General features: G+C 66.3%; 19 protein-coding genes. 13 read left to right on the top strand and 6 right to left on the bottom strand.

Annotated features, from left to right (window positions below; genetic code table 11):
- Nucleotides 1–108 precede the first annotated feature (108 nt).
- Both ACMZ91_RS05510 and ACMZ91_RS05505 read left to right on the top strand, forming a co-directional pair.
- Complete coding sequence (locus ACMZ91_RS05510) at nt 109–675, top strand: DUF1415 domain-containing protein (protein ID WP_032129027.1); 567 nt, start codon at nt 109–111, stop codon at nt 673–675.
- On the top strand, nt 672–1,475 hold the full coding sequence (locus ACMZ91_RS05505) for an SDR family oxidoreductase (protein ID WP_121504346.1): 804 nt from the start codon (nt 672–674) through the stop codon (nt 1,473–1,475). Before ACMZ91_RS05510 ends, ACMZ91_RS05505 begins: the two co-directional genes overlap by 4 nt.
- 168 nt (nt 1,476–1,643) lie before the next feature.
- Here the strand turns inward: ACMZ91_RS05505 and ACMZ91_RS05500 are convergent, their stop codons facing one another.
- Complete coding sequence (locus ACMZ91_RS05500) at nt 1,644–3,674, bottom strand: M3 family metallopeptidase (RefSeq protein ID WP_414577241.1); 2,031 nt, start codon at nt 3,672–3,674, stop codon at nt 1,644–1,646.
- Nucleotides 3,675–3,844: 170 nt separating this feature from the next.
- On the opposite strand from ACMZ91_RS05500, the gene ACMZ91_RS05495 reads away from it, so the two are divergent.
- A complete protein-coding gene (locus ACMZ91_RS05495) occupies nt 3,845–4,249 on the top strand; it encodes a hypothetical protein (protein ID WP_005411111.1) in 405 nt (134 codons plus the stop codon).
- 58 nt (nt 4,250–4,307) lie between these two features.
- Here the strand turns inward: ACMZ91_RS05495 and ACMZ91_RS05490 are convergent, their stop codons facing one another.
- On the bottom strand, nt 4,308–5,420 hold the full coding sequence (locus ACMZ91_RS05490; protein WP_049460884.1) for a PLP-dependent cysteine synthase family protein: 1,113 nt from the start codon (nt 5,418–5,420) through the stop codon (nt 4,308–4,310).
- A 125-nt stretch (nt 5,421–5,545) separates the two neighbouring features.
- On the opposite strand from ACMZ91_RS05490, the gene gloA reads away from it, so the two are divergent.
- Complete coding sequence (gloA, locus tag ACMZ91_RS05485) at nt 5,546–6,061, top strand: lactoylglutathione lyase (protein ID WP_049460883.1); 516 nt, start codon at nt 5,546–5,548, stop codon at nt 6,059–6,061.
- Nucleotides 6,062–6,150: 89 nt separating this feature from the next.
- Nucleotides 6,151–6,579 (top strand): VOC family protein, encoded by a 429-nt coding sequence (locus ACMZ91_RS05480; protein ID WP_414577243.1) that lies wholly within the window; start codon nt 6,151–6,153, stop codon nt 6,577–6,579.
- Nucleotides 6,580–6,646: 67 nt separating this feature from the next.
- On the opposite strand, the gene ACMZ91_RS05475 is transcribed toward ACMZ91_RS05480, so the two are convergent.
- Nucleotides 6,647–7,078, bottom strand: a complete 432-nt coding sequence (locus tag ACMZ91_RS05475) for a CBS domain-containing protein (RefSeq protein WP_010481344.1) — start codon at nt 7,076–7,078, stop codon at nt 6,647–6,649.
- A gap of 447 nt (nt 7,079–7,525) precedes the next feature.
- Nucleotides 7,526–9,364, bottom strand: coding sequence for a glutamine--fructose-6-phosphate transaminase (isomerizing) (glmS, locus tag ACMZ91_RS05470; protein WP_049399202.1), 1,839 nt, complete (start codon nt 9,362–9,364; stop codon nt 7,526–7,528).
- 203 nt (nt 9,365–9,567) lie between these two features.
- Between glmS and ACMZ91_RS05465 the strand changes: the two genes are divergently transcribed.
- The 7 genes from ACMZ91_RS05465 (at nt 9,568) to ACMZ91_RS05435 (ending at nt 17,387) form a co-directional block, all read left to right on the top strand.
- Entirely contained in the window at nt 9,568–10,845 is a 1,278-nt protein-coding gene (locus ACMZ91_RS05465) for an efflux RND transporter periplasmic adaptor subunit (protein ID WP_049399200.1), read from the top strand.
- Between the two features lie 56 nt (nt 10,846–10,901).
- On the top strand, nt 10,902–11,627 hold the full coding sequence (locus tag ACMZ91_RS05460) for an ABC transporter ATP-binding protein (RefSeq protein WP_032129038.1): 726 nt from the start codon (nt 10,902–10,904) through the stop codon (nt 11,625–11,627).
- 10 nt (nt 11,628–11,637) lie between these two features.
- Nucleotides 11,638–12,936: an ABC transporter permease gene (locus ACMZ91_RS05455; protein ID WP_121504340.1), complete on the top strand. Its 1,299-nt coding sequence runs from the start codon at nt 11,638–11,640 to the stop codon at nt 12,934–12,936.
- 20 nt (nt 12,937–12,956) lie between these two features.
- On the top strand, nt 12,957–14,174 hold the full coding sequence (locus ACMZ91_RS05450; RefSeq protein WP_071228876.1) for an ABC transporter permease: 1,218 nt from the start codon (nt 12,957–12,959) through the stop codon (nt 14,172–14,174).
- A gap of 16 nt (nt 14,175–14,190) precedes the next feature.
- Nucleotides 14,191–14,568: a PDZ domain-containing protein gene (locus ACMZ91_RS05445; RefSeq protein WP_414577256.1), complete on the top strand. Its 378-nt coding sequence runs from the start codon at nt 14,191–14,193 to the stop codon at nt 14,566–14,568.
- A gap of 123 nt (nt 14,569–14,691) precedes the next feature.
- Nucleotides 14,692–16,038, top strand: coding sequence for a sigma-54-dependent transcriptional regulator (locus tag ACMZ91_RS05440; RefSeq protein WP_049399261.1), 1,347 nt, complete (start codon nt 14,692–14,694; stop codon nt 16,036–16,038).
- The gene (locus tag ACMZ91_RS05435) at nt 16,035–17,387 is read left to right on the top strand and encodes a sensor histidine kinase (RefSeq protein WP_414577247.1); all 1,353 of its coding nucleotides are present in this window, start codon (nt 16,035–16,037) and stop codon (nt 17,385–17,387) included. The genes ACMZ91_RS05440 and ACMZ91_RS05435 overlap by 4 nt, the downstream gene beginning before the upstream one ends.
- A 47-nt stretch (nt 17,388–17,434) precedes the next feature.
- On the opposite strand, the gene ACMZ91_RS05430 is transcribed toward ACMZ91_RS05435, so the two are convergent.
- Complete coding sequence (locus tag ACMZ91_RS05430) at nt 17,435–17,968, bottom strand: GNAT family N-acetyltransferase (RefSeq protein WP_049460873.1); 534 nt, start codon at nt 17,966–17,968, stop codon at nt 17,435–17,437.
- Nucleotides 17,937–19,304, bottom strand: a complete 1,368-nt coding sequence (glmU, locus tag ACMZ91_RS05425; protein ID WP_049460871.1) for a bifunctional UDP-N-acetylglucosamine diphosphorylase/glucosamine-1-phosphate N-acetyltransferase GlmU — start codon at nt 19,302–19,304, stop codon at nt 17,937–17,939. Before glmU ends, ACMZ91_RS05430 begins: the two co-directional genes overlap by 32 nt.
- A gap of 83 nt (nt 19,305–19,387) precedes the next feature.
- Here glmU and ACMZ91_RS05420 point away from each other — a divergent pair, with 83 nt between their 5' ends.
- The gene (locus ACMZ91_RS05420; RefSeq protein ID WP_049460896.1) at nt 19,388–19,771 is read left to right on the top strand and encodes a GtrA family protein; all 384 of its coding nucleotides are present in this window, start codon (nt 19,388–19,390) and stop codon (nt 19,769–19,771) included.
- Nucleotides 19,772–19,958: the final 187 nt, after the last annotated feature.

The following is a 19,958-nucleotide window of genomic DNA, read 5'->3' as shown; positions in this document are numbered from 1 at the left end:
GAATCTTCAGGAATTTCCAGCTTCGCCACTGTCCAGTTCCTGCACAGTGGACAGCGCAGCACCGGCACACTGCCTACAATGGCGGCCCCGCCAGCCCACGTGCCCGCCATGACCGATTCACACCTGCCCACCGATGACCCGATCGCCGCCACCCGCCTGTGGCTGGAGCGCATCGTCATCGGCCTGAACCTGTGCCCGTTCGCCAAGGCGGTGTACGTGAAGGACCAGGTCCGCATCGTGCTCAGCGATGCGACCACGCCGGAAGCGCTGGTTGAACAGCTGGCCGAGGAGCTGGTGCTGCTGCGCGATACGCCGGCCGAGCAGATCGACACGACGCTGATCGTGCATCCGCAGGTGCTGACCGATTTCCTCGACTACAACGATTTCCTCGACAACGCCGATGCGGCGATCGAGGCACTGGACCTGCAGGGCATCCTGCAGGTGGCCAGCTTCCACCCGGACTACCAGTTCGATGGCGTGGCCGCGGACGACGCCAGCAACTACACCAACCGCGCACCCTTCCCCACCCTGCACCTGCTGCGCGAAGACAGCGTGGCACGCGCGGTGGATGTCTATCCGGACCCGGACGTGATCGTCGAGCGCAACATCCAGACCCTGGACCGCATCGGCGTGGACGGCTGGCATCGCCGCCTGCGCGGCGAAGACCTGACGTGAGCACGGTACCGCCGATCGCCGCATGGCCGGCCGCGCCACTGTCGGGCAAGGTTGTGCTGGTCACCGGCGGTGCCAACGGCATCGGCCGTGGTATTGCCCAGGCCGTACTTGGTGCCGGTGGACGCGTGCTGATCGGCGACCTGGACGTGGAGGCCGGAGAAGCGTGTCTGGCGGAATGGCAGCGCGGCGAGGATGCCGCGTTCCAGCGCCTGGACATCACCGACGAAGCCAGCGTGCGCGACTTCATCGCCGTGGCCCAGCAGCGTTTCGGCCGTATCGACGGACTGGTGAACAACGCGGGCATCGCCGGTCCACACGGCACAGGGTTGCAGGATATGGACTGGGACGAGTGGCAGCGCCGGCTGTCGTCACTGCACGGTGCATTCCTGTGCAGCAAGCACACGTTGCCAGCACTGATCGCCAGCGCCGCCGGTGCGATCATCAACATCGCCTCCACCCGCGCCTGGCAATCCGAAGCACACAGCGAAGCCTACGCGGCAGCCAAGGGTGGGCTGGTGGCCTTCACCCATGCACTTGCGATCAGCGCCGGCCCGGCGGTGCGGGTGAACAGCATCAGCCCCGGCTGGATCGGCACCACTGCGTGGCAGGCACCCTCACGGCGCCACGCGCCGGAATACTCAGCCATCGACCATGCGCAACACCCGGTCGGCCGGGTCGGCCGCCCCGAAGACATCGGTGCACTGGCGGTGTACCTGCTGTCGTCGCTGTCCGGTTTCACCACCGGCCAGGACTTCATCGTGGACGGCGGCATGACCCGGAAGATGATCTACGCCGAATGACCCCAAGGCGCGACGCCCGGTAGAGGCCAACCTTGGTTGGCCTGGGCTTTTCGCCAACCAAGGTTGGCGCCTACCAAGGCGTTACGCCATGTCCGAACATTCCGGTAGATCCACGCCATGCGTGGATAGCGGTAACGTGCCAACCAAGGTTGGCACCTACCAAACACCTTACGCCATGCCCGAGTGGCGCAGCAGCGCGTCGATCTGAGGCGCGCGGCCGCGGAAGGCCTTGAAGTTCTCCGCCGCCGGGCGGCTGCCACCGCGCGACAGGATCTCTTCGCGGAAGCGCGCGCCGGTTTCAGCCAGCGCCTGCGGCGCCTCCTCGAACGCCGCATAGGCATCGGCGCTCAGCACCTCGGCCCACTTGTAGCTGTAGTAACCGGCTGCGTAGCCGCCGGCGAAGATGTGGCTGAACTGATGCGGGAAGCGGTTCCAGACCGGCGGGTGGTTCACCGCCACTTCCGCACGCACGCGGTCGAGCAGTGCCAGCACGCTGTCCTGCGCCGGTTCGAACTGGCTGTGCAGCAGCATGTCGAACAGGCCGAACTCCAGCTGGCGCACCGTGGCCATGCCGCTGTGGAAGTTGCGTGCAGCCAGCATGCGCTCGTACAGCGCGCGCGGCAGCGGCTCGCCACTGTCCACATGTGCGGTCATCGCCTGCAGGTGCTCCCATTCCCAGCAGAAGTTCTCCATGAACTGGCTGGGCAGCTCCACCGCGTCCCATTCCACGCCGTTGATGCCGGCCACGCCCAGTTCGCCGATGCGGGTCAGCAGCTGATGCAGGCCGTGGCCCATTTCATGGAACAGGGTGGTCACTTCATTGTGGCTGAAGGTGGCCGGCTTGCCATTGGCACCTCGGCCGAAGTTGCACACCAGGTAGACCAGCGGCGTCTGCACGCTGCCGTCGGCACGCTCGCGGCGGTTACGGCAATCATCCATCCACGCGCCACCGCGCTTGCCTTCGCGCGCGTACAGGTCCAGGTAGAACTGGCCCACCAGCCCGCCCTGCGCATCGACCAGGCGGAAGAGGCGCACATCCTCGTGCCACACCGGCGCGCTGTCCTCCTGCACGCGCAGGCCGTACAGCTGCTCGATTACCGAGAACAGGCCGCCCAGCACCTTCGGTTCGGTGAAGTACTGCTTCACTTCCTGTTCGGAATAGCTGTAACGCGCCTGCTTCAGGCGGTCGGCGGCGAATGCCAGGTCCCAGGCCTGCAGGCTGTCGATGCCGAGTTGCTCGCGTGCGAACTGCTCCAGTTCGGCGCGGTCCTTGGCCGCGAACGGCTTGGCGCGCGAGGCCAGGTCACGCAGGAAACCGAGCACCTCGGCCGGGTCCTGCGCCATCTTGGTCGCCACCGAATAATCACCATACGAACCGAAGCCGAGCAGTGCGGCGAGTTCCGCGCGCAGGGCGAGAATGCGGTCGATGTTGCCGCTGTTGTCCAGCGTGTCATCGCCGAATTCGGACGCACGCTGTGCGCTGGCACGGTACAGGATCTCGCGCAGGTCGCGGTCCTCACCCCAGGTCTGCACCGGCAGGTAGCACGGCATCTGCAGGGTCAGTTTCCAGCCAGACTTGCCGTCCTTCTGTGCTGCGGCATGCGCGGCGGCCTTCACGTCTTCCGGCAGGCCCTTCAATCGCGCTTCGTCCTCGACGATCAGCGACCAGGCATCGGTAGCGTCAAGAACGTTCTGCGAGAACTTCGCCGACAGCGCCGACAGTTCTTCCTTGATCGCCGCGAAGCGCTGCTGCGCCTCCGGCGCCAGCTCGGCGCCGCCGAGGCGGAAGTCACGCAGCGTGTTGTCCAGCACCTTGCGCTGGGCCTCGTCGAAGCGCGCCGCCTCGGTGCTGGCGGCCAGTGTCTGGTACTGCCGGTACAACGCCAGGTTCTGGCTGAGCGCACTGGCGAAGCGGGTCACCCGCGGCAGGTTGCTGTTGTAGGCCTCACGCAGTTCCGGGGTGTTGACCACGCCCTGCAGGTGGCCGACCAGGCCCCAGGCGCGCCACAGCCGCTCGGTGGCATCGTCCAGCGGGGCAACGAAGGTCTCCCAGCGCACCGGCTGCACCTGCTCGGCCGTGCTGACGGCGGCTTCGGCCTCGGCCAGCAGCACGTCCAGCGCCGGCGCCACGTGCTCGGGGCGGATGGCCTCGAAGCGCGGCAGGCCGGAAAAATCGAGCAGGGGGTTGGCAACGGTCACGGCAGATCTCCAGGGTACGGGCCCGGCGGGCGGGCAGCATGCAGGATATGGCGCTGGCAGGCGGGGCTGACAAGGGGGCACGGCCCGGCATTCACGTCGGCCTTACGGTCCCGCGCTGAAGCTCTGGCTGCGGGGGAGTCCGCAGCGGTACGCACCGAACGAGGCCCTACATGGAAGGTCTGGCTGCAGTTGCATCCGCCTCACCGGCCCGGTCACTGGCATTGTCCGCCAGCCCGGCCGAACTGACCTGGATCGCCGCATTGTGCGATGCCGGCGACGACGCCCCGCGTCACCTGCAGCAACTGCAGGCAGTGCTGCAGCAGGGCGGCACGTTCAACGATGCCCAGGAGTGGTACCCGTTCGAGGTGATCGAACGCGGCGCCAGCCAGCTGCGGCTGGGCCATGAGCGCGAGTTCGTGATCTGCGTGCTGCTGTGGCTGCAGGCGCTGGCCCAGGGCCGTGCCAGCATCCTGGACCCGAGCCTGCATCTGGATGATCGCGCGATGGACATCGAGGCCTTGCCCGATGCGCTGCGCGATGCAGTACTGGATGCGTTCACCGCGGCGGGGTATTGATCGGGGTACGACACACCGCTGCGCTCGTCGGGCATCGCCCGGCGGAAATGCCGGCCGGCTACAACGCTTCCAGGCTGCACCACGGCAGTTCCGGCAGCCCCTGCCCGGCCACTGCCGCTGCCAGCTGTGCATCGGCGCCGTCGACATCGATGCCCTGCCGCGCGTACCACGCCGGGTCGTAGTAGCTCTGCGCGTAGCGCTCGCCACTGTCGCACAGGATGCTGACAATGCTGCCCTGGTGGCCTGCCTCACGCATCCACTGCGCCGCCCGCAGCACACCGATGAAGTTGGTGCCGGTGGAGCCACCCACGCGTCGACCGAGCTGGCGGCTGACATGGCGCATCGCGGCCAGGCTCAGCGCGTCGGGCACCTTCACCATCGCATCGACGCTGGTCGGGATGAAGCTCGGCTCCACCCGCGGCCGGCCGATGCCTTCCACGCGCGAACCGCCGCTGCAGGTCAGGCCGCGCCAGTCCTGCTGGCCGGCCACGGCAGCCTGATAGCCATCGAAGAACACCGACACTTCCGGGTCCGCGCAAAGGATGCGGGTGTCATGCCGGCGGTAGCTGACATAGCGGCCCAGCGTCGCTGCGGTACCGCCGGTACCGGGGCTGCACACGATCCATTCCGGAACCGGGCTGGGCTCCTCGGCCATCTGCTTGAAGATGGACTCGGCAATGTTGTTGTTGGCGCGCCAGTCGGTCGCCCGCTCGGCATAGGTGAACTGGTCCATGAAGTGGCCACCGGTTTCGCGGGCCAGCTTCTCCGATTCACCGTTGAGTTCGCAGGCGCGCTCGACCAGGTGGCAGCGGCCCCCATGGAATTCGATGGCGGCAATCTTCTCCGGCGAGGTCGTGGCCGGAATCACCGCGATGAACGGCACCCCCAGCAGGCGCGCGAAATAGGCCTCGGACACTGCCGTCGACCCGCTGGAAGCCTCGATCACCGGCCGCCCTTCGCGCAGCCAGCCGTTGGTCAACGCATACAGGAACAGCGAGCGCGCCAGCCGGTGCTTGAGGCTGCCGGTGGGATGGCTCGATTCATCCTTCAGGTACACATCGATGCCCGCGAACCCGGCCAGCGCCAACGGGATCAGGTGGGTATCGGCGGAACGGTTGAAATCGGCTTCGATCTTGCGGATGGCGGCGGCCACCCATTCACGCTGCGACATGGCGGGCAATGGTCATCAGGACGGAACGGTGCTATCTGGCCATTGTATGTCGCAAATGGCCAAATTCAGAGCCGGTAGAATGGCCACATCCGGCCGGCAACGGCCCTGTCTGAAGGACCTCCCCCATGACCATCCCCGCCCTGCGCGATGTCCCCGGCGTCGCCGCCCAGGCTCCGGCCGAGACCACCGGCTTCGTGTTCAACCACACCATGCTGCGGGTGAAGGACATCACCGCCTCGCTGGACTTCTACACCCGCGTGCTGGGCTACCAGCTGATCGACAAGCGCGACTTCGCCGAAGCCCAGTTCAGCCTGTACTTCCTGGCCTACGTACCGGCCGGCGCGGTGGTGCCGGAAGACGACAGCCAGCGCCGCGTGTGGATGGCCGGCCTGCCGGGCGTGCTGGAACTGACCCACAACCATGGCACCGAGGCCCAGGACGGCGCGGTCTACCACGACGGCAACAGCGACCCGCGCGGCTTCGGCCACATCTGCGTGTCCGTGCCGGACATCGAAGCCGCCTGCCAGCGCTTCGAGGACCTGGGCGTGACCTTCCAGAAGCGCCTGACCGACGGCCGCATGAAGAACCTGGCCTTCATCAAGGACCCGGACGGCTACTGGGTCGAGATCATCGCCAACTGACAAAAGGGGACGGAGGGGATTAAGTCGTTTCTGGCACTATTGGCTGGAAGTGACTTAATCCCCTCCGTCCCCTTTTTTGCGAGGTTCGTATGGAAACGATGGAACTGCACCGCGGACGACTGATCGACCACATCCAGCTGGTCGTACGCGACCTCACCGCCAGCCGCCGCTTCTACCAGGCGGTGTTCGACACGATCGGCATCCCGATCGCCGGCGAAGGCGAGGATTACTTCTGGGCCGATGAGCTGTTCATTTCCAGCGCCACCAGCGAGGCCGCCGCCGGCCAGCTGACCGGCCGCCACCACCTGGCATTCCAGGCGCGCGACAGCGCCACCGTCGATGCCTTCCATACCGCCGCGATCGCCGCCGGCGGCACCGATAACGGCGCGCCGGGCGAACGCCCTTACCACCCGGGCTACTACGGCGCGTTCGTACTCGATCCGGATGGCAACAACATCGAAGTGGTCTATCACGGTCCGGCGAACTACAGCGCCGATTCGGTGAAGGTCACTTTCTGATATCACCGAAGCCGTGAACGAAGAAGCCGGGCAATGCCCGGCTTCTCTGCATCCAAGGGTCCAGCCCTCAGTGGGCGGCCATGTAGATGTCCTGCAGCACGGCCTTTTCCAGCTCCAGCTCGCCCAGCAGGTTCTTCACGATGTCACCCAGGCTGAGGATGCCAACCAGTCGGGTGCCTTCGGTGACCATCAGATGACGGCGCCGCGAGTATGTCATCAGCGACATGGCCTGCTTCAGGGTCGCTTCCGGCGCAATGCCTTCCAGGCCGGTGGACGGCAGGCTGGAAATCACCCGACGGCCGGCCTGCGGGCCGTCGTCGGCCAGGGTGCGCACGATGTCCTTCTCGGAAATGATGCCGACCGGGGCATCGTCCTTCATCACCACCAGCGCAGCGATCTTGTTCGCGCTCATCTTGTGGGCGGCGGCACCGATGGTGTCTTCGGCGTCGATGGTGATGACAGCTTCTTTCTTGGATTGCAGGAGTTCGCGGACGTTCATTCTTGTTTCCTGGTGCAGGTCACTGAAGTCAAAAAAGTGTGCTCTTCCGATACGCCCCCTCCCCGGGAACAGACCTTTCAGCGCACGTCTGGCGCACCCGGCTGCCGGTGGAAATGGATCGGCAGACGACGTGCTGCAACGCGAACGAGGTGGGTTCAACCGCTCAACCCGGCCCTCGGTCAAATCGATTCTACGACTGCGACCATCGGTCACTACCGGCATCGATGGGACAGTTCGTCGTGGGAACCAACTGACGATCCAGAGAATGGCACCGCGGCTGAAACCGCCGCTGAATACAGGCGATGCCGCGCATTAAAGATTGATTGCCTGCTGCCGACGGCGGACAGAACACCCGGCGGCTATCCCACTTGGCACGACCACCGGCGCAAACGAAAGGGGCCCACGTGGGGCCCCTTTCGCATGCAGCTTCCAGCGGTTCCGGCGGAGTTACTCCACCGTCACGCTCTTGGCCAGGTTGCGCGGCTTGTCCACGTCGGTGCCACGTGCCAGTGCGGTGTGGTACGCCAGCAGCTGCACCGGGATGGTGTGCACGATCGGGCTGAGCACGCCGGCATGGCGCGGCGTACGGATCACATGCACGCCTTCGGACTCGTTGAAATTGCTGTCCTGGTCGGCGAATACGAACAGCTCGCCGCCGCGCGCGCGTACTTCCTGCATGTTCGACTTCACCTTCTCCAGCAGGCTGTCGTTGGGCGCGATCACCACTACAGGCATGTCCTCGTCCACCAGCGCCAGCGGGCCATGCTTCAGCTCGCCCGCCGGATAGGCCTCGGCGTGGATATAGGAGATCTCCTTCAGCTTGAGCGCGCCTTCCAGCGCGATCGGGTAATGCAGGCCACGACCCAGGAACAGCGCGCTGCTCTTGCGGGCGAAACGCTCGGCCCAGGCGGCGATCTGCGGCTCCATGTTCAGCGCGTGCTGCACGCTGCCCGGCAGGAAGCGCAGCTGCTCCAGGTAGTCCGCTTCCTGCGCCGCGTCGATGCGGCCATGCAGCTTGCCCAGCACCACGGTCAGCTGGAACAGTGCGGCCAGCTGGGTGGTGAAGGCCTTGGTCGACGCCACGCCGATCTCGGCGCCGGCACGGGTGTAGCAGACCAGCTCGCTGGCGCGCGGAATCGCGCTTTCCGGCACATTGCAGATCGACAGCGTGTGCTTGTGGCCCAGCGACTTGGCGTACTTCAGCGCTTCCATCGTATCCAGCGTTTCGCCGGACTGGGAGATGGTGACGATCAGGTGCTTCGGGTTGGCATACGCGGCGCGGTAGCGGTACTCGCTGGCGATCTCCACGCTGCACGGCAGCCCGGCGATGGCTTCGATCCAGTAGCGCGCGGTCAGGCCGGCGTAATAGCTGGTGCCGCAGGCGATGATCTGCACGCCTTCGATGCCTGACAGCACGGCCTCGGCATTCTTGCCGAACAGTTCGGCCGGGAAACCACCGGCGTCGATCGCTGCCTCGATGGTGTCGCCCAGCGCACGCGGCTGCTCGTGAATTTCCTTCTGCATGAAGTGGCGGTACGGGCCCAGCTCCAGCGATGCCAGCGATACGTCGGACAGGTGCACCTCGCGCTCGATCGGCTGGTCGTGCTCGTCGAAGATACGCACACCGTCGCGGCGGATCTCCGCGGTGTCGCCCTCTTCCAGGAAGATCACCTTGCGGGTGGCCGAGATCACCGCCGAGACGTCGGACGCCACGAAGTTCTCGCCCTCGCCCAGGCCGATCAACAGCGGGCAGCCCATGCGCGCGCACACGAAGCGTTCCGGCTCGGCGCGGCTGACCACGGCCAGCGCGTAGGCGCCGGTCAGCTCCTTCACCGTGTGCTGCAGCGCCACCAGCAGGTCGTCGCCGTCCTTCAGGTGGTGATGGATCAGGTGCGCGATGACTTCGGTGTCGGTCTGCGACTCGAAGGTGTAACCCAGGGCACGCAGCTTCTCGCGCTGCTCCTCGTGATTTTCAATGATGCCGTTGTGCACCAGTGCCACGCCGTGGCTGATGTGCGGATGCGCGTTGGCCTCGGTGACACCACCGTGGGTGGCCCAGCGGGTGTGGCCGATGCCCAGCACTGCATTGAAGCCCTCGGCCTCGGCCGCAGTGGCCATTTCCGACACACGGCCGGTACGACGCACGCGGCGCACATCCGGCCGTTCGGCATGGTCGATCACCGCGATGCCCGAGGAATCGTAACCACGGTACTCAAGGCGCTTCAGGCCTTCGATCAGCACCGGCACTACGTCGCGATCAGCGATCGCACCCACGATTCCACACATGTCACGCGTTTCCTTGAAGACGATCGCCGCATTCTAGCCTGCGGGCCCGCGCTCCCCCTCCTGTCCGCTTAATGAAAGTGTCCGGAAAGGTGTCCGCGGACACCCGGACACTTCAGGGCGACTCCCAACCCATTGACCCACAAGGAAATAAAGTTGGCACGCTACGTGCTTGGTACCCACTACCACCGTCAGGCACGCACCCGATGATCCGCGACACCTCCGCACAGGACCAGATCGTTTCCTCCGCCCCGGCCGGCACCACCCGCGCCAACTGGCAGCGTTACCGCTGGCCGGCACTGGGCGCCATCGCGCTGCTGGCCGGCATCGGCTGGGCCGTGTACGCCTGGTCCAACGCCAGCCGCTCCTACGACAGCAGCCGCGTGCGCATCGCCGAAGTGAAGCGCGGAGACCTGGTCCGCGACATCGCCGCCGACGGTCGGGTGATTGCCGCCAACAGCCCGATCCTGTACGCCATCTCGGCCGGTACCGTGGACCTGAAAGTCGTTGCCGGTGACGTGGTCAAGAAGGACCAGGAGCTGGCGGTCATCGACAGCCCGGAACTGCGCAGCAAGCTGGCCCAGGAGCAGGCCACCCTGGCCGGCCTGGAAGCCGAGGCCAGCCGCGCCGCGCTGGACGCCACCCTGGCCCGCGCCAAGTCGCGCAAGGAAACCGACCAGGCCACCATCGAGCGCCAGGCCGCCGACCGCGACCTGCAGCGCTACCAGCGCGGTTACGACGGCGGTGCAGTACCGCAGATCGATCTGGCCAAGGCCAAGGACTCGCTGAAGAAGGCCGACATCACCCTGGCCAACGCCACCACCGATGCACGCCTGCAGAGCCAGGGCGCTGACCTGGACGCCCGCAACAAGCGCCTGCTGGCCGACCGCCAGAAGGCCGTGGTGGCTGAAGTGCAGCGCCAGGTGGACGCGCTGACCCTGCGCGCGCCGTTCGACGGCCAGGTCGGCCAGGTGCAGGCCGTCCAGTCCACCAACCTGGCCGCCAATGCGCCCGTGCTGGGCGTGGTCGACCTGTCCAAGTTCGAGGTCGAGATCAAGGTGCCGGAAAGCTTCGCCCGCGACCTGGCGATCGGCATGCCGGCGCAGCTGACCGGCGGCAACGGCAAGCCGTTCCCGGGCGAGATCAGTGCGGTGTCGCCGGAAGTGGTCAACGGCGAGGTCAACGCCCGCGTGCGCTTCGCCAGCGCGCAGCCGGAAGGCCTGCGCCAGAGCCAGCGGATGTCGGTGCGCGTGCTGCTCGACACCCGCAAGGACGTGCTGAAGGTCGAGCGCGGCCCGTTCGTCGAACAGGGCAACGGCATTGCCTACGTGATGGATGGCCGCACCGCAGTGCGGCGTCCGGTGGAACTGGGCGTCAGCAGCCTGGGCGAAGTGGAAATCAAGTCGGGTGTGCAGCCGGGCGACCGCATCGTGGTCTCTGGCAGCGACCTGTTCAAGGACGCCGAACGCGTCTCCGTCAACTGATACCTGACACCTGACACCTGATACCTGATACCTGAATCCTGGAGAGAGGACACCCCATGTACATGCTCGAAATGCGTTCGGTCGCCAAGGTCTTCCGCACCGAACAGGTGGAAACCCACGCACTGCGCTCGCTGGAACTGCAGGTCAAGGAAGGTGAGTTCGTCGCCGTCACCGGCCCGTCAGGCTCCGGCAAGACCACCTTCCTCAACATCGCCGGCCTGCTGGAAACCTTCACCAGCGGCACCTACATGCTTGACGGCCAGGACGTGAGCACGCTGGGCGATGATGCGCGCAGCCGCCTGCGCAACCAGAAGATCGGCTTCATCTTCCAGGGCTTCAACCTGATCCCCGACCTGAACCTGTTCGACAACGTCGACGTGCCGCTGCGCTACAGGAAGATGAGCGCCAACGAGCGCCGCGAACGTATCGAGAAGGCGCTGAGCCAGGTCGGCCTGGGCTCGCGCATGAAGCATTATCCGAATGAACTGTCGGGTGGCCAGCAGCAGCGCGCGGCCATCGCGCGTGCGCTGGCCGGCAGCCCGCGCCTGCTGCTGGCCGACGAACCGACCGGCAACCTGGACACACAGATGGCCCGCGGCGTGATGGAACTGCTGGAGGAGATCAACGCTGCCGGCACCACCATCGTGATGGTCACCCACGATCCGGAACTGGCCGCGCGCGCGCAGCGCAACGTGCACATCGTCGATGGTCAGGTGACCGACCTGGTGCGCGAGCCGGTGCTGGCCACCCCGCCGCGCCACATCGTCGCCGTCAACGAGTGAGGGCCCGACCATGTTCGCCTACTACGCCCGATTGGCGGTGCGCAGCTTCCGCCGCAACAAGGTACTGACCGCGTTGATGGTGATCGCTATCGCGCTAGGCATCGGCGCCTCGATGACCACGTTGACCGTGTTCCACGTGCTGTCCGGTGACCCGATTCCCGGCAAGAGTGACCGCCTGTTCTATGTGCAGCTTGATGCCGCGACCGGCGCCTATGTCGCTGGCGAGGAACCGGAAACCCAGCTGACCCGCTTCGACGGTGAAGCCCTGCTGCGCGAGGCCAAGGGCGAGCGCCAGGCACTGATGAGCGGCGGCGGCGGTACCATCGAACCGGACAACAGCACTCTCAAGCCCTTCAGCATCGACACCCGCTGGACCTCGGCCGACTTCTTCCCGATGTTCGAGGTGCCCATGCAGTACGGCCGCCCCTGGACGCGCGAGGACGATGAAGGCCGTGCACGCGTGGTGGTCATCTCCAAGGCGCTCAATGACAAGCTGTACCAGGGCGCCAACAGCGTGGGCCGCGACCTGCGCATGGAAGGGCAGAGCTACCGCATTGTCGGCGTGATGAAGGAATGGAGCCCGGAGCCGCACTTCTACGACCTGACCACGGGCAGCTACGGCAAGAACGAGGACCTGCTGCTGCCGATCTCCACCTCCTTCGACCTGAAGCTGGGCAACAACGGCAACATGAACTGCTTCGGCGAGAATCCCGATGGCAACAGCTACTCGCTCAACGCACCGTGCGCGTGGCTGCAGTACTGGGTGGAGATGGACCCGGCCAAGGCCGCCGACTACCGCCGCTACCTGGAGAACTATTCGACCCAGCAGCGCGAGGCCGGCCGCTTCAAACATCCGCCGAACGTGCGCCTGCGCACCGTGATGGAATGGCTGGACTTCAATGGCGCAGTCCCCAGCGATGTGCGCCTGCAGCTGTGGCTGGCGCTGGGCTTCCTGGGTGTCTGCCTGGTCAACACGGTGGGCCTGCTGCTGGCCAAGTTCCTGCGCCGCAGTGGTGAGATCGGCGTGCGCCGCGCCCTCGGTGCCAGCCGTGGCCAGATCTTCCTGCAGTGCCTGGTGGAAGCCGGTGCGGTCGGCGTGGTCGGTGGCGTGCTGGGTATCGGCCTGGCCCTGCTTGGCCTGTTCGCGGTGCGCCAGCAACCGGTGGAATACGCAAAGCTGGCCCACCTGGACGGCAACATGCTGCTGCTCGCGCTGGGCCTGACCCTGCTCGCCAGTCTTGCCGCCGGGTTCCTGCCCGCCTGGCGCGCCATGCAGGTCACCCCGGCCATCCAGCTCAAGTCGCAGTAAGCACCCGAACGAGGACTCCCATGGACATCCGCCCCATCCTCAGCACGCTGCGCCGGCACAAGACCGCCGCTGCCCTGATCGTGCTGGAAGTCGCACTGACCTGCGCCATCGTCTGCAACGCGCTGTTCCTGGTCAGCCAGCGCGTGGAGAAGATCAGCATGCCCAGCGGCATCGCCGAGAGCGAACTGGTCATGCTGCGCGTCAGCGGCATCGGCAAGCAGACCGACGCCATGGCCCGCACCCGCGAGGACCTGGCATCGCTGCGCGCGATTCCCGGCGTCAGCAACGTCACCATCATCAACCAGGTCCCCTTCCGCGACGGCTCCTCCAGCAGCAGCATTTCGCGTGTGATCGACCAGGAACGGCCGACCACCAACGCCTCGATGTACACCCTGTCCGAGAACGGGCTGGCCACGATGGGCATCAACCTGATCGCAGGCCGCGATTTCCTGCCCGACGAGTACCAGAACTTCGAAGACGCCAGCAAGGGCGGCGCAAAGGAGAACGCGATCCCGGTCATCCTCACCCAGGCCACCGCCGCCAAGATGGAACCCAATGGCAGTGCGCTGGGCAAAACCTACTACATGGGCAAGCAGCCGCTGCATGTGGTCGGCATCGTCGACACGCTCAGCACGCCCAACGGCTGGAATGACAACTGGACCAACTCGATGCTGCTGCCCATGCGGCGCACCTTCGACGAAGGTGGCACGTATGTGCTGCGCACTTCGCCGGAACGCCGCAAGGAAGTACTCGATGCCGGTGCCGCCGCGCTGGAACGCAACGACCCCAACCGGCTGATGCGCGACAAGCTGACCTATGAAGACCAGCGCAAGGACTTCTTCAAGAACGACCGCGCGATGGTCGGCCTGCTGATCACCGTCAGCATCTCGCTGCTGGTGGTCACCGCGCTGGGCATCATCGGCCTGGCCAGCTTCTGGGTGCAGCAGCGCAGCAAGCAGATCGGCATCCGCCGTGCGCTGGGCGCGACCCGTGGGCAGATCCTGCGCTACTTCCAGACCGAGAACTTCCTGCTGGCCACGCTGGGCATCGTGCTGGGCATGCTGGCGGCCTACGCCATCAACCTGGCGCTGATGAACCTGTACGAGCTGCCGCGCATGCCGCTGTACTACCTGCCGCTGGGTGCACTGCTGCTGTGGGTGCTGGGCCAGATCGCCGTGTTCGGGCCGGCGCGGCGTGCGGCAGCGGTGCCGCCTGCGGTCGCCACGCGGGGCGCGTGAGATGCGTGCCCGCGCGATGTGCCTGATGCTGCTCCTGCCATTGCCGGCGCTGGCCGGCGGTGGCAGTGCGCAGACACTGGAGTGGCGCCAGGATGCCGCGCGGTTGTCCTTGCGCTCAACGGAGGGCCAGGTGCGCGTGGAGGCCGCCAGCCCGGAAATGCGCTTCGGCGTGCGCAGTGGCGATCGCATCCTGCGCGTGGACGACACGGCGGTGCGCCGGGTCGAACACCTTGCTGAGGCCCTGCGTCATTCCAACGCAGCCACCGCCTATCTGTTGCTGCGCCGCGACAAGCGCGAACTGACGGTGGCGGTCGACGCCGCAACCTGGCGCCAGGCGCTGGAGGTGCCGCCGCCACCTGCGCCGCCACGGCCCCCGGCGCCTCCCCGGCGCTGAGCGAGGGCCGCTCCTGCACAGCCACGGGTTTGGCTATGCTTGATGGGTGGCGCCGGGCTCTCCCGGTGCGTGGACACGAACGGCTCCAACGGCGCCGCCCATCCCTTTCTGCAGAACCGCTTGATGCCTGCGATCCTGATCATCGACGACAACGCCAGCGTGGGTACCGCGCTGGACGTGCTGTTCTCCCTGCACGACATCGACACCCTGCAGGCGCAGAGCCCGTCCGAAGGGCTGGCCCTGCTGGAGTCGCAGCCGGTCGACCTGGTGATCCAGGACATGAACTTCAGCGAGGACACCACCTCCGGCGAAGAAGGCGAGGCCCTGTTCGCGCAGATCCGCGCGCGCCATCCCGATCTGCCGGTGATCCTGCTGACCGCCTGGACCCACCTCAGCAGCGCGGTGGATCTGGTCAAGGCCGGTGCGGCCGACTACCTGGCCAAGCCCTGGGACGACCGCAAGCTGATGACCACGGTCAACAACCTGCTGGAACTGTCCGAGGCGCGCCGCGAACTGGACCGGCGCCGCAGCCGTGAACTGCGCCAGCGCAATGCGCTGGAAGAGAAGTATGACCTGTGCGGCGCGGTCTTCGCCGACCCCGCCAGCGAGCGCGTCATCGCCCTCGCCTGCCAGGTCGCACGCTCGGAACTGCCGGTACTGATCACCGGCGCGAACGGTGCCGGCAAGGAGAAGATCGCGCAGATCATCCAGGCCAATTCCCTGGTGGCCAAGGGTCCATTCGTGGCGGTCAACTGTGGCGCGCTGCCTTCGGAACTGATCGAGGCCGAACTGTTCGGTGCCGAGGCCGGTGCGTATACCGGCGCCAACAAGGCGCGCGAAGGCAAGTTCGAGGCCGCCGATGGTGGCACCCTGTTCCTGGATGAGATCGGCAACCTGTCGCTGGGCGGGCAGATGAAGCTGCTGCGTGTGCTGGAAACCGGCCGCTTCGAGCGCCTGGGCTCCAACCGCGAACGCCAGGTCAAGGTCCGCGTGGTCAGCGCGACCAATGCCGACCTGCCGGCGATGATCCGCGACGGCACCTTCCGCGAAGACCTCTATTACCGCCTCAACACGGTGGAACTGGTGCTGCCGCCGCTGGCCGATCGCCCGGGCGACATCGTGCCGCTGGCCGAGCGCTTCCTGACCGCTGGCAAACCCCTGTCCAGCGCCGCCACCGCCGCCCTGCTGCGGCACCCGTGGCCAGGCAACGTGCGCGAACTGCGCAACGTGATCCAGCGCGCCGAACTGCTGGCCATCGGCAACCGCATTGAAGTGGCCGACCTGAACCTGCCGCGCGCAGCCGCAGCACCGCGCCCGGCCCCCAGTGCGGGCAATGACCCCGACCGCGCGCGCATCGAAGAGGTACTGGCGCGCAACCATGGCGTCATCGCCCAGGCCGCCGCCGAACTCGGCCTGAGCCGCCAGGCGCTGTACCGGCGCATGGACCGCCACGGTATCCCGCGCGAATGAAACGGCGCTCGTTCACTTTCCGCCTGTTCCTGCGCCTGCTGCCGGTGCTGGCGCTGGCCGCCGCGTTGCCGTGGCTGCTGGCCTACTGGATGGACCATGGCTGGGTGGTGACCACGGTGTCGGCGTTGATCCTGCTGTCGCTGATGTGGTGGACCCTGCGTCGCGCTACCGCCCCGGTGCGGTCACTGATGCGGGCCCTGGCGGGCACCACCAGCAGCTATCGCGACGGCGAATACAACTTCGGCGTGCACTGGCCCGGCAATGACGAGCTCGGCGACCTGGTGCAGGCACACCGCGAACTGGGCGATGTGCTGCGTGCACAGCGGCAGGGCCTGGTGCAACGCGAACTTCTGCTGGACACGATGGTGCAGAATACGCCGGTGGCGATGCTGCTGATCGCCTCGGGCGGTGATGGCATCGCCCGCGTGGTGTTCTCCAATCTGGCTGCGCGCAAGCTGCTGCATGGCGGCTGGAAGCTGGAAGGCCAGCACCTGGAGGACGTGCTGGAACAGGTGCCGGTGGAGCTGCGCGATGCCATCGCCCGCGGTGGCGACAGCCTGTTCGCGGTGCATGCCGAGGGCGAGGACGGCGATGAGGACGACGAGCAGGTGTACCACCTCTCGCGCCGCGCCTTCCAGCTCAATGGTCGTCCGCACGACCTGCTGCTGGTACGCCTGCTGACCGCCGAGCTGCGCCGCCAGGAAGTACAGACCTGGAAGAAGGTGATCCGGGTGATCAGCCACGAGCTCAACAACTCGCTGGCACCGATTGCCTCGCTGGCCCACTCCGGCGGTGTACTGGTGCAGCGTGAGCGCTTTGACCGGCTGCCGGAGATCTTCACCACCATCGAGGATCGTGCACGCCACCTGGAAGGCTTCATCCGCGGCTATGCGCGCTTTGCCAAGCTGCCGCAACCGCAGTTGCAGACCGTGCACTGGGCCCCCTTCCTGTCCAGCCTGCGCCAGCAGATCCCATTCGGCATGGAACGTGAGCCGGACGAGGAACTGAGCAGCCGCATCGACATCGCCCAGTTCGGGCAGGCACTGCTGAACCTGTTGAAGAACGCGCACGAAGCCTGCGCCGAAGCAGAACCGCCCAACGACGACGTACAGGTGCAACTCACGCGGCTGCCGCAGTGGCTGCGCCTGGACGTACTGGATCGCGGCAAGGGCATGAACGAGCAGGTGCTGCAGAATGCGCTGATGCCGTTCTATTCGACCAAGCGCAATGGCACCGGGCTGGGCTTGGCCTTGACCCGCGAGATCGTGGAAGCGCATGGCGGCCGGGTATCACTGCAGAATCGCGGCGATGGCGGGTTGTGCGTGTCGATCCTGTTGCCGGTGGGTTGAGCGGGTAGGTCCACGCCATGCGCGGATGTGCCGACCAAGCTCGGCACCTACCAAACCTGCCGCATCGCCACCCGCAGGTGCATCGGGAACCCGAGCGCAGCCTCTTCGGCCATCACCGCGCGCAGGCCATCGTTCCACTGCGCCTCGGGCACTACGTTGAATCCTTCGCTGGCATAGAAGGCCGCATTCCACGGCACATCGGACAGCGTGGTCAGCACCGCGGCCGCGTAGCCTCCCGCCCTCGCCTGCGCCAAGGAATGGCGCAGCAAAGCGCGGCCGTGGCCACGCCGCGCGTGTGCGGGATCCACGTCCATCTGCAGCACATGGAATTCACCGCAGAGTTCACCGGCCAGCAGGTAACCCGCGATACCACCGTCAGCCGCATCCACCACCCACAACTGGCCACGTTGAAGGCCATCCTGCAGCGTCGGCAGGTCCAGACCATGCCCGGCAAACACCGGGTAGGCCTGGTGACCCTTCAGCAGTTCACCGGCACGTTGTTCAATTGCCGGCAGCATGCCGAGTTCGTCGGCATGCGGGATGCGTGGCTCAGGACTTCTTGAGCGGGCGCTTCCAGCCATCGATGGTTTCCTGTCGTGCACGTGCCAGTGTCAGCTTGCCATCCGGGGCGTCGCGGGTGATGACCGAACCGGCGGCAATCGTCGCACTGTCGCCAATGGTCACCGGTGCTACCAGCGAACTGTTGGAGCCAATGAAGGCGTTGTCGCCGATGGTGGTGGTCGACTTGTTCACGCCGTCGTAGTTGCAGGTGATGGTGCCGGCACCGATGTTTACCCTGCTGCCGATCACCGCATCGCCCAGGTAGGTCAGATGGTTGGCCTTGCTGCCAACACCGAGGGTGACCTTCTTGGTCTCGACGAAGTTGCCGACGTGCACGCCATCGGCCAGCACGGTACCCGGGCGCAGGCGCGCGAACGGACCGACCAGTGCTGCGCCTTCGGTGACCACGCCTTCCAGATCACAGTGCGCACGTACTTCGGTGCCCGGACCGAGAGCAACGTCCTTCAGGCGGTTGAATGGACCGATGGTCACGCCATCGCCCAGCACGATATTGCCTTCGAGAACGACATCGACATCGATCAGCACGTCACTGCCCACGGTGACAGTGCCACGGATATCGAGACGTGCCGGATCGCGTACGCGCGCGCCCTGCGCGCACAGGGCCCGTACCGCGCGGCGCTGCCAGGCACGCTCCAGCTGCGAAAGCTGCCAGGGATCGTTTGCCCCTTCGGCTTCCTGCGCGTCGGCCACCAGTGCCATTTCGGCCGGGGTGTACTCGTGCGCGGCAAAGGCGAACACGTCGGTCAGGTAGTACTCGCCCTGCGCGTTGCTGTTGGACAACTGCGACAGCCAGCGCCGCAGCGCGGTCGACTCGGCGGCAATGATGCCGGTGTTGATCGTGCGCACACGCAGCTGGTCATCGGTAGCGTCCTTCTGCTCGACAATGGAGCCCACCTTGCCTTCGGCATCGCGCAGCACGCGGCCGTAACCGGTCGGGTCATCGACATCGGCGACCAGCACCGCCAGGCGACCCGGCTGCGCCAGCAGGTCGCGCAGGGTCTGCGCGCGGATCAGCGGCACGTCGCCGTACAGCACCAGCACCTGCGCGGCGTCAGGCACCTGCGGCATCGCCTGGGCCACCGCATGGCCGGTGCCCAGCTGCCGTGCCTGTTCAGCCCATTGCAGGTCGGGCTGGTCGGCGAAGTACTGGCGCACCGCTTCACCACCATGGCCGTAGACCACGTGGATCGCCGCCGGTTCCAGTTCGCGGGCGGCCGCGATCACGTGTGCCAGCATCGGCTGGCCGGCGATCGGCTGCAGCACCTTCGGCAGCACCGACTTCATGCGCTTGCCCGCGCCAGCGGCGAGGATGATGACGTGCAGGGGTTGGGTCATGGAAACGGCAGTCCGTGGTTCGTTGCCGATGATTCTAGAGCGTGGGCCGTTAACATGTGCATCCCACCTCCTTCACCGCACTGATGGGCCTCGTCCGCCAGGGAAGCACCTATCTCATCATCGGGCTCGTGCAGCTGCTGCTCGACTGGCTGGTGTTCGTCACCGCGACCGCGCTGGGCCTGCCGGTGGTGCCTGCCAACATTGCCGGTCGCCTGGCCGGGATGCTGCTGGGCTTCTGGCTCAACGGCCGTTACACCTTTGCCAATGCAGGTGATGCGCGCCTTGGCTGGCGTCGATTTTCACGCTTCTTCGGGCTGTGGCTGCTGCTGACCGCGACAAGCACGTTGCTGGTGAGCCTGGTCGACCACGCGCTGGGCCTGCAGTACACCTGGCTGGCCAAGCCGCTGGTGGAAGGCGGGCTGGCGTGCGTTTCCTTCCTGCTGATGCGCTGCGTGGTCTACCGCTGATACGGCGCTGGGATCGGGATCGGGATCGGGATCGGGATCGGGATCGGGATCGGGATCGGGATCGGTAGAGTCGACTGTTGGTCGACTGCTCTTCCATCAGAATGCGGAAATCCCGCGCTGCGCGCGATAGTCGACTCTACCCAGCCGACACTCTACCCCGCACAAACAAAAACGCCGGCACAGGGCC

It is taken from the genome of Stenotrophomonas sp. FR024, assembly GCF_047500745.2.
GTDB classification, from domain to species: domain Bacteria; phylum Pseudomonadota; class Gammaproteobacteria; order Xanthomonadales; family Xanthomonadaceae; genus Stenotrophomonas; species Stenotrophomonas maltophilia_A.
The sequence above is the reverse complement of the archived record's forward strand: the minus strand, read 5'-3'. Positions and strand labels throughout refer to the sequence as shown.

Coding starts and splice junctions, on each gene's coding strand:
- ACMZ91_RS05510 (WP_032129027.1), top strand. CDS start 109: ATGACCGATTCACACCTGCCCACCGATGACCCGATCGCCGCCACCCGC.
- ACMZ91_RS05495 (WP_005411111.1), top strand. CDS start 3,845: ATGGAAGGTCTGGCTGCAGTTGCATCCGCCTCACCGGCCCGGTCACTG.
- ACMZ91_RS05490 (WP_049460884.1), bottom strand. CDS start 5,420: ATGTCGCAGCGTGAATGGGTGGCCGCCGCCATCCGCAAGATCGAAGCC.
- gloA (WP_049460883.1), top strand. CDS start 5,546: ATGACCATCCCCGCCCTGCGCGATGTCCCCGGCGTCGCCGCCCAGGCT.
- ACMZ91_RS05480 (WP_414577243.1), top strand. CDS start 6,151: ATGGAAACGATGGAACTGCACCGCGGACGACTGATCGACCACATCCAG.
- ACMZ91_RS05475 (WP_010481344.1), bottom strand. CDS start 7,078: ATGAACGTCCGCGAACTCCTGCAATCCAAGAAAGAAGCTGTCATCACC.
- glmS (WP_049399202.1), bottom strand. CDS start 9,364: ATGTGTGGAATCGTGGGTGCGATCGCTGATCGCGACGTAGTGCCGGTG.
- ACMZ91_RS05465 (WP_049399200.1), top strand. CDS start 9,568: ATGATCCGCGACACCTCCGCACAGGACCAGATCGTTTCCTCCGCCCCG.
- ACMZ91_RS05460 (WP_032129038.1), top strand. CDS start 10,902: ATGTACATGCTCGAAATGCGTTCGGTCGCCAAGGTCTTCCGCACCGAA.
- ACMZ91_RS05455 (WP_121504340.1), top strand. CDS start 11,638: ATGTTCGCCTACTACGCCCGATTGGCGGTGCGCAGCTTCCGCCGCAAC.
- ACMZ91_RS05450 (WP_071228876.1), top strand. CDS start 12,957: ATGGACATCCGCCCCATCCTCAGCACGCTGCGCCGGCACAAGACCGCC.
- ACMZ91_RS05445 (WP_414577256.1), top strand. CDS start 14,191: ATGTGCCTGATGCTGCTCCTGCCATTGCCGGCGCTGGCCGGCGGTGGC.
- ACMZ91_RS05440 (WP_049399261.1), top strand. CDS start 14,692: ATGCCTGCGATCCTGATCATCGACGACAACGCCAGCGTGGGTACCGCG.
- ACMZ91_RS05435 (WP_414577247.1), top strand. CDS start 16,035: ATGAAACGGCGCTCGTTCACTTTCCGCCTGTTCCTGCGCCTGCTGCCG.
- ACMZ91_RS05430 (WP_049460873.1), bottom strand. CDS start 17,968: ATGGCTGGAAGCGCCCGCTCAAGAAGTCCTGAGCCACGCATCCCGCAT.
- glmU (WP_049460871.1), bottom strand. CDS start 19,304: ATGACCCAACCCCTGCACGTCATCATCCTCGCCGCTGGCGCGGGCAAG.
- ACMZ91_RS05420 (WP_049460896.1), top strand. CDS start 19,388: ATGGGCCTCGTCCGCCAGGGAAGCACCTATCTCATCATCGGGCTCGTG.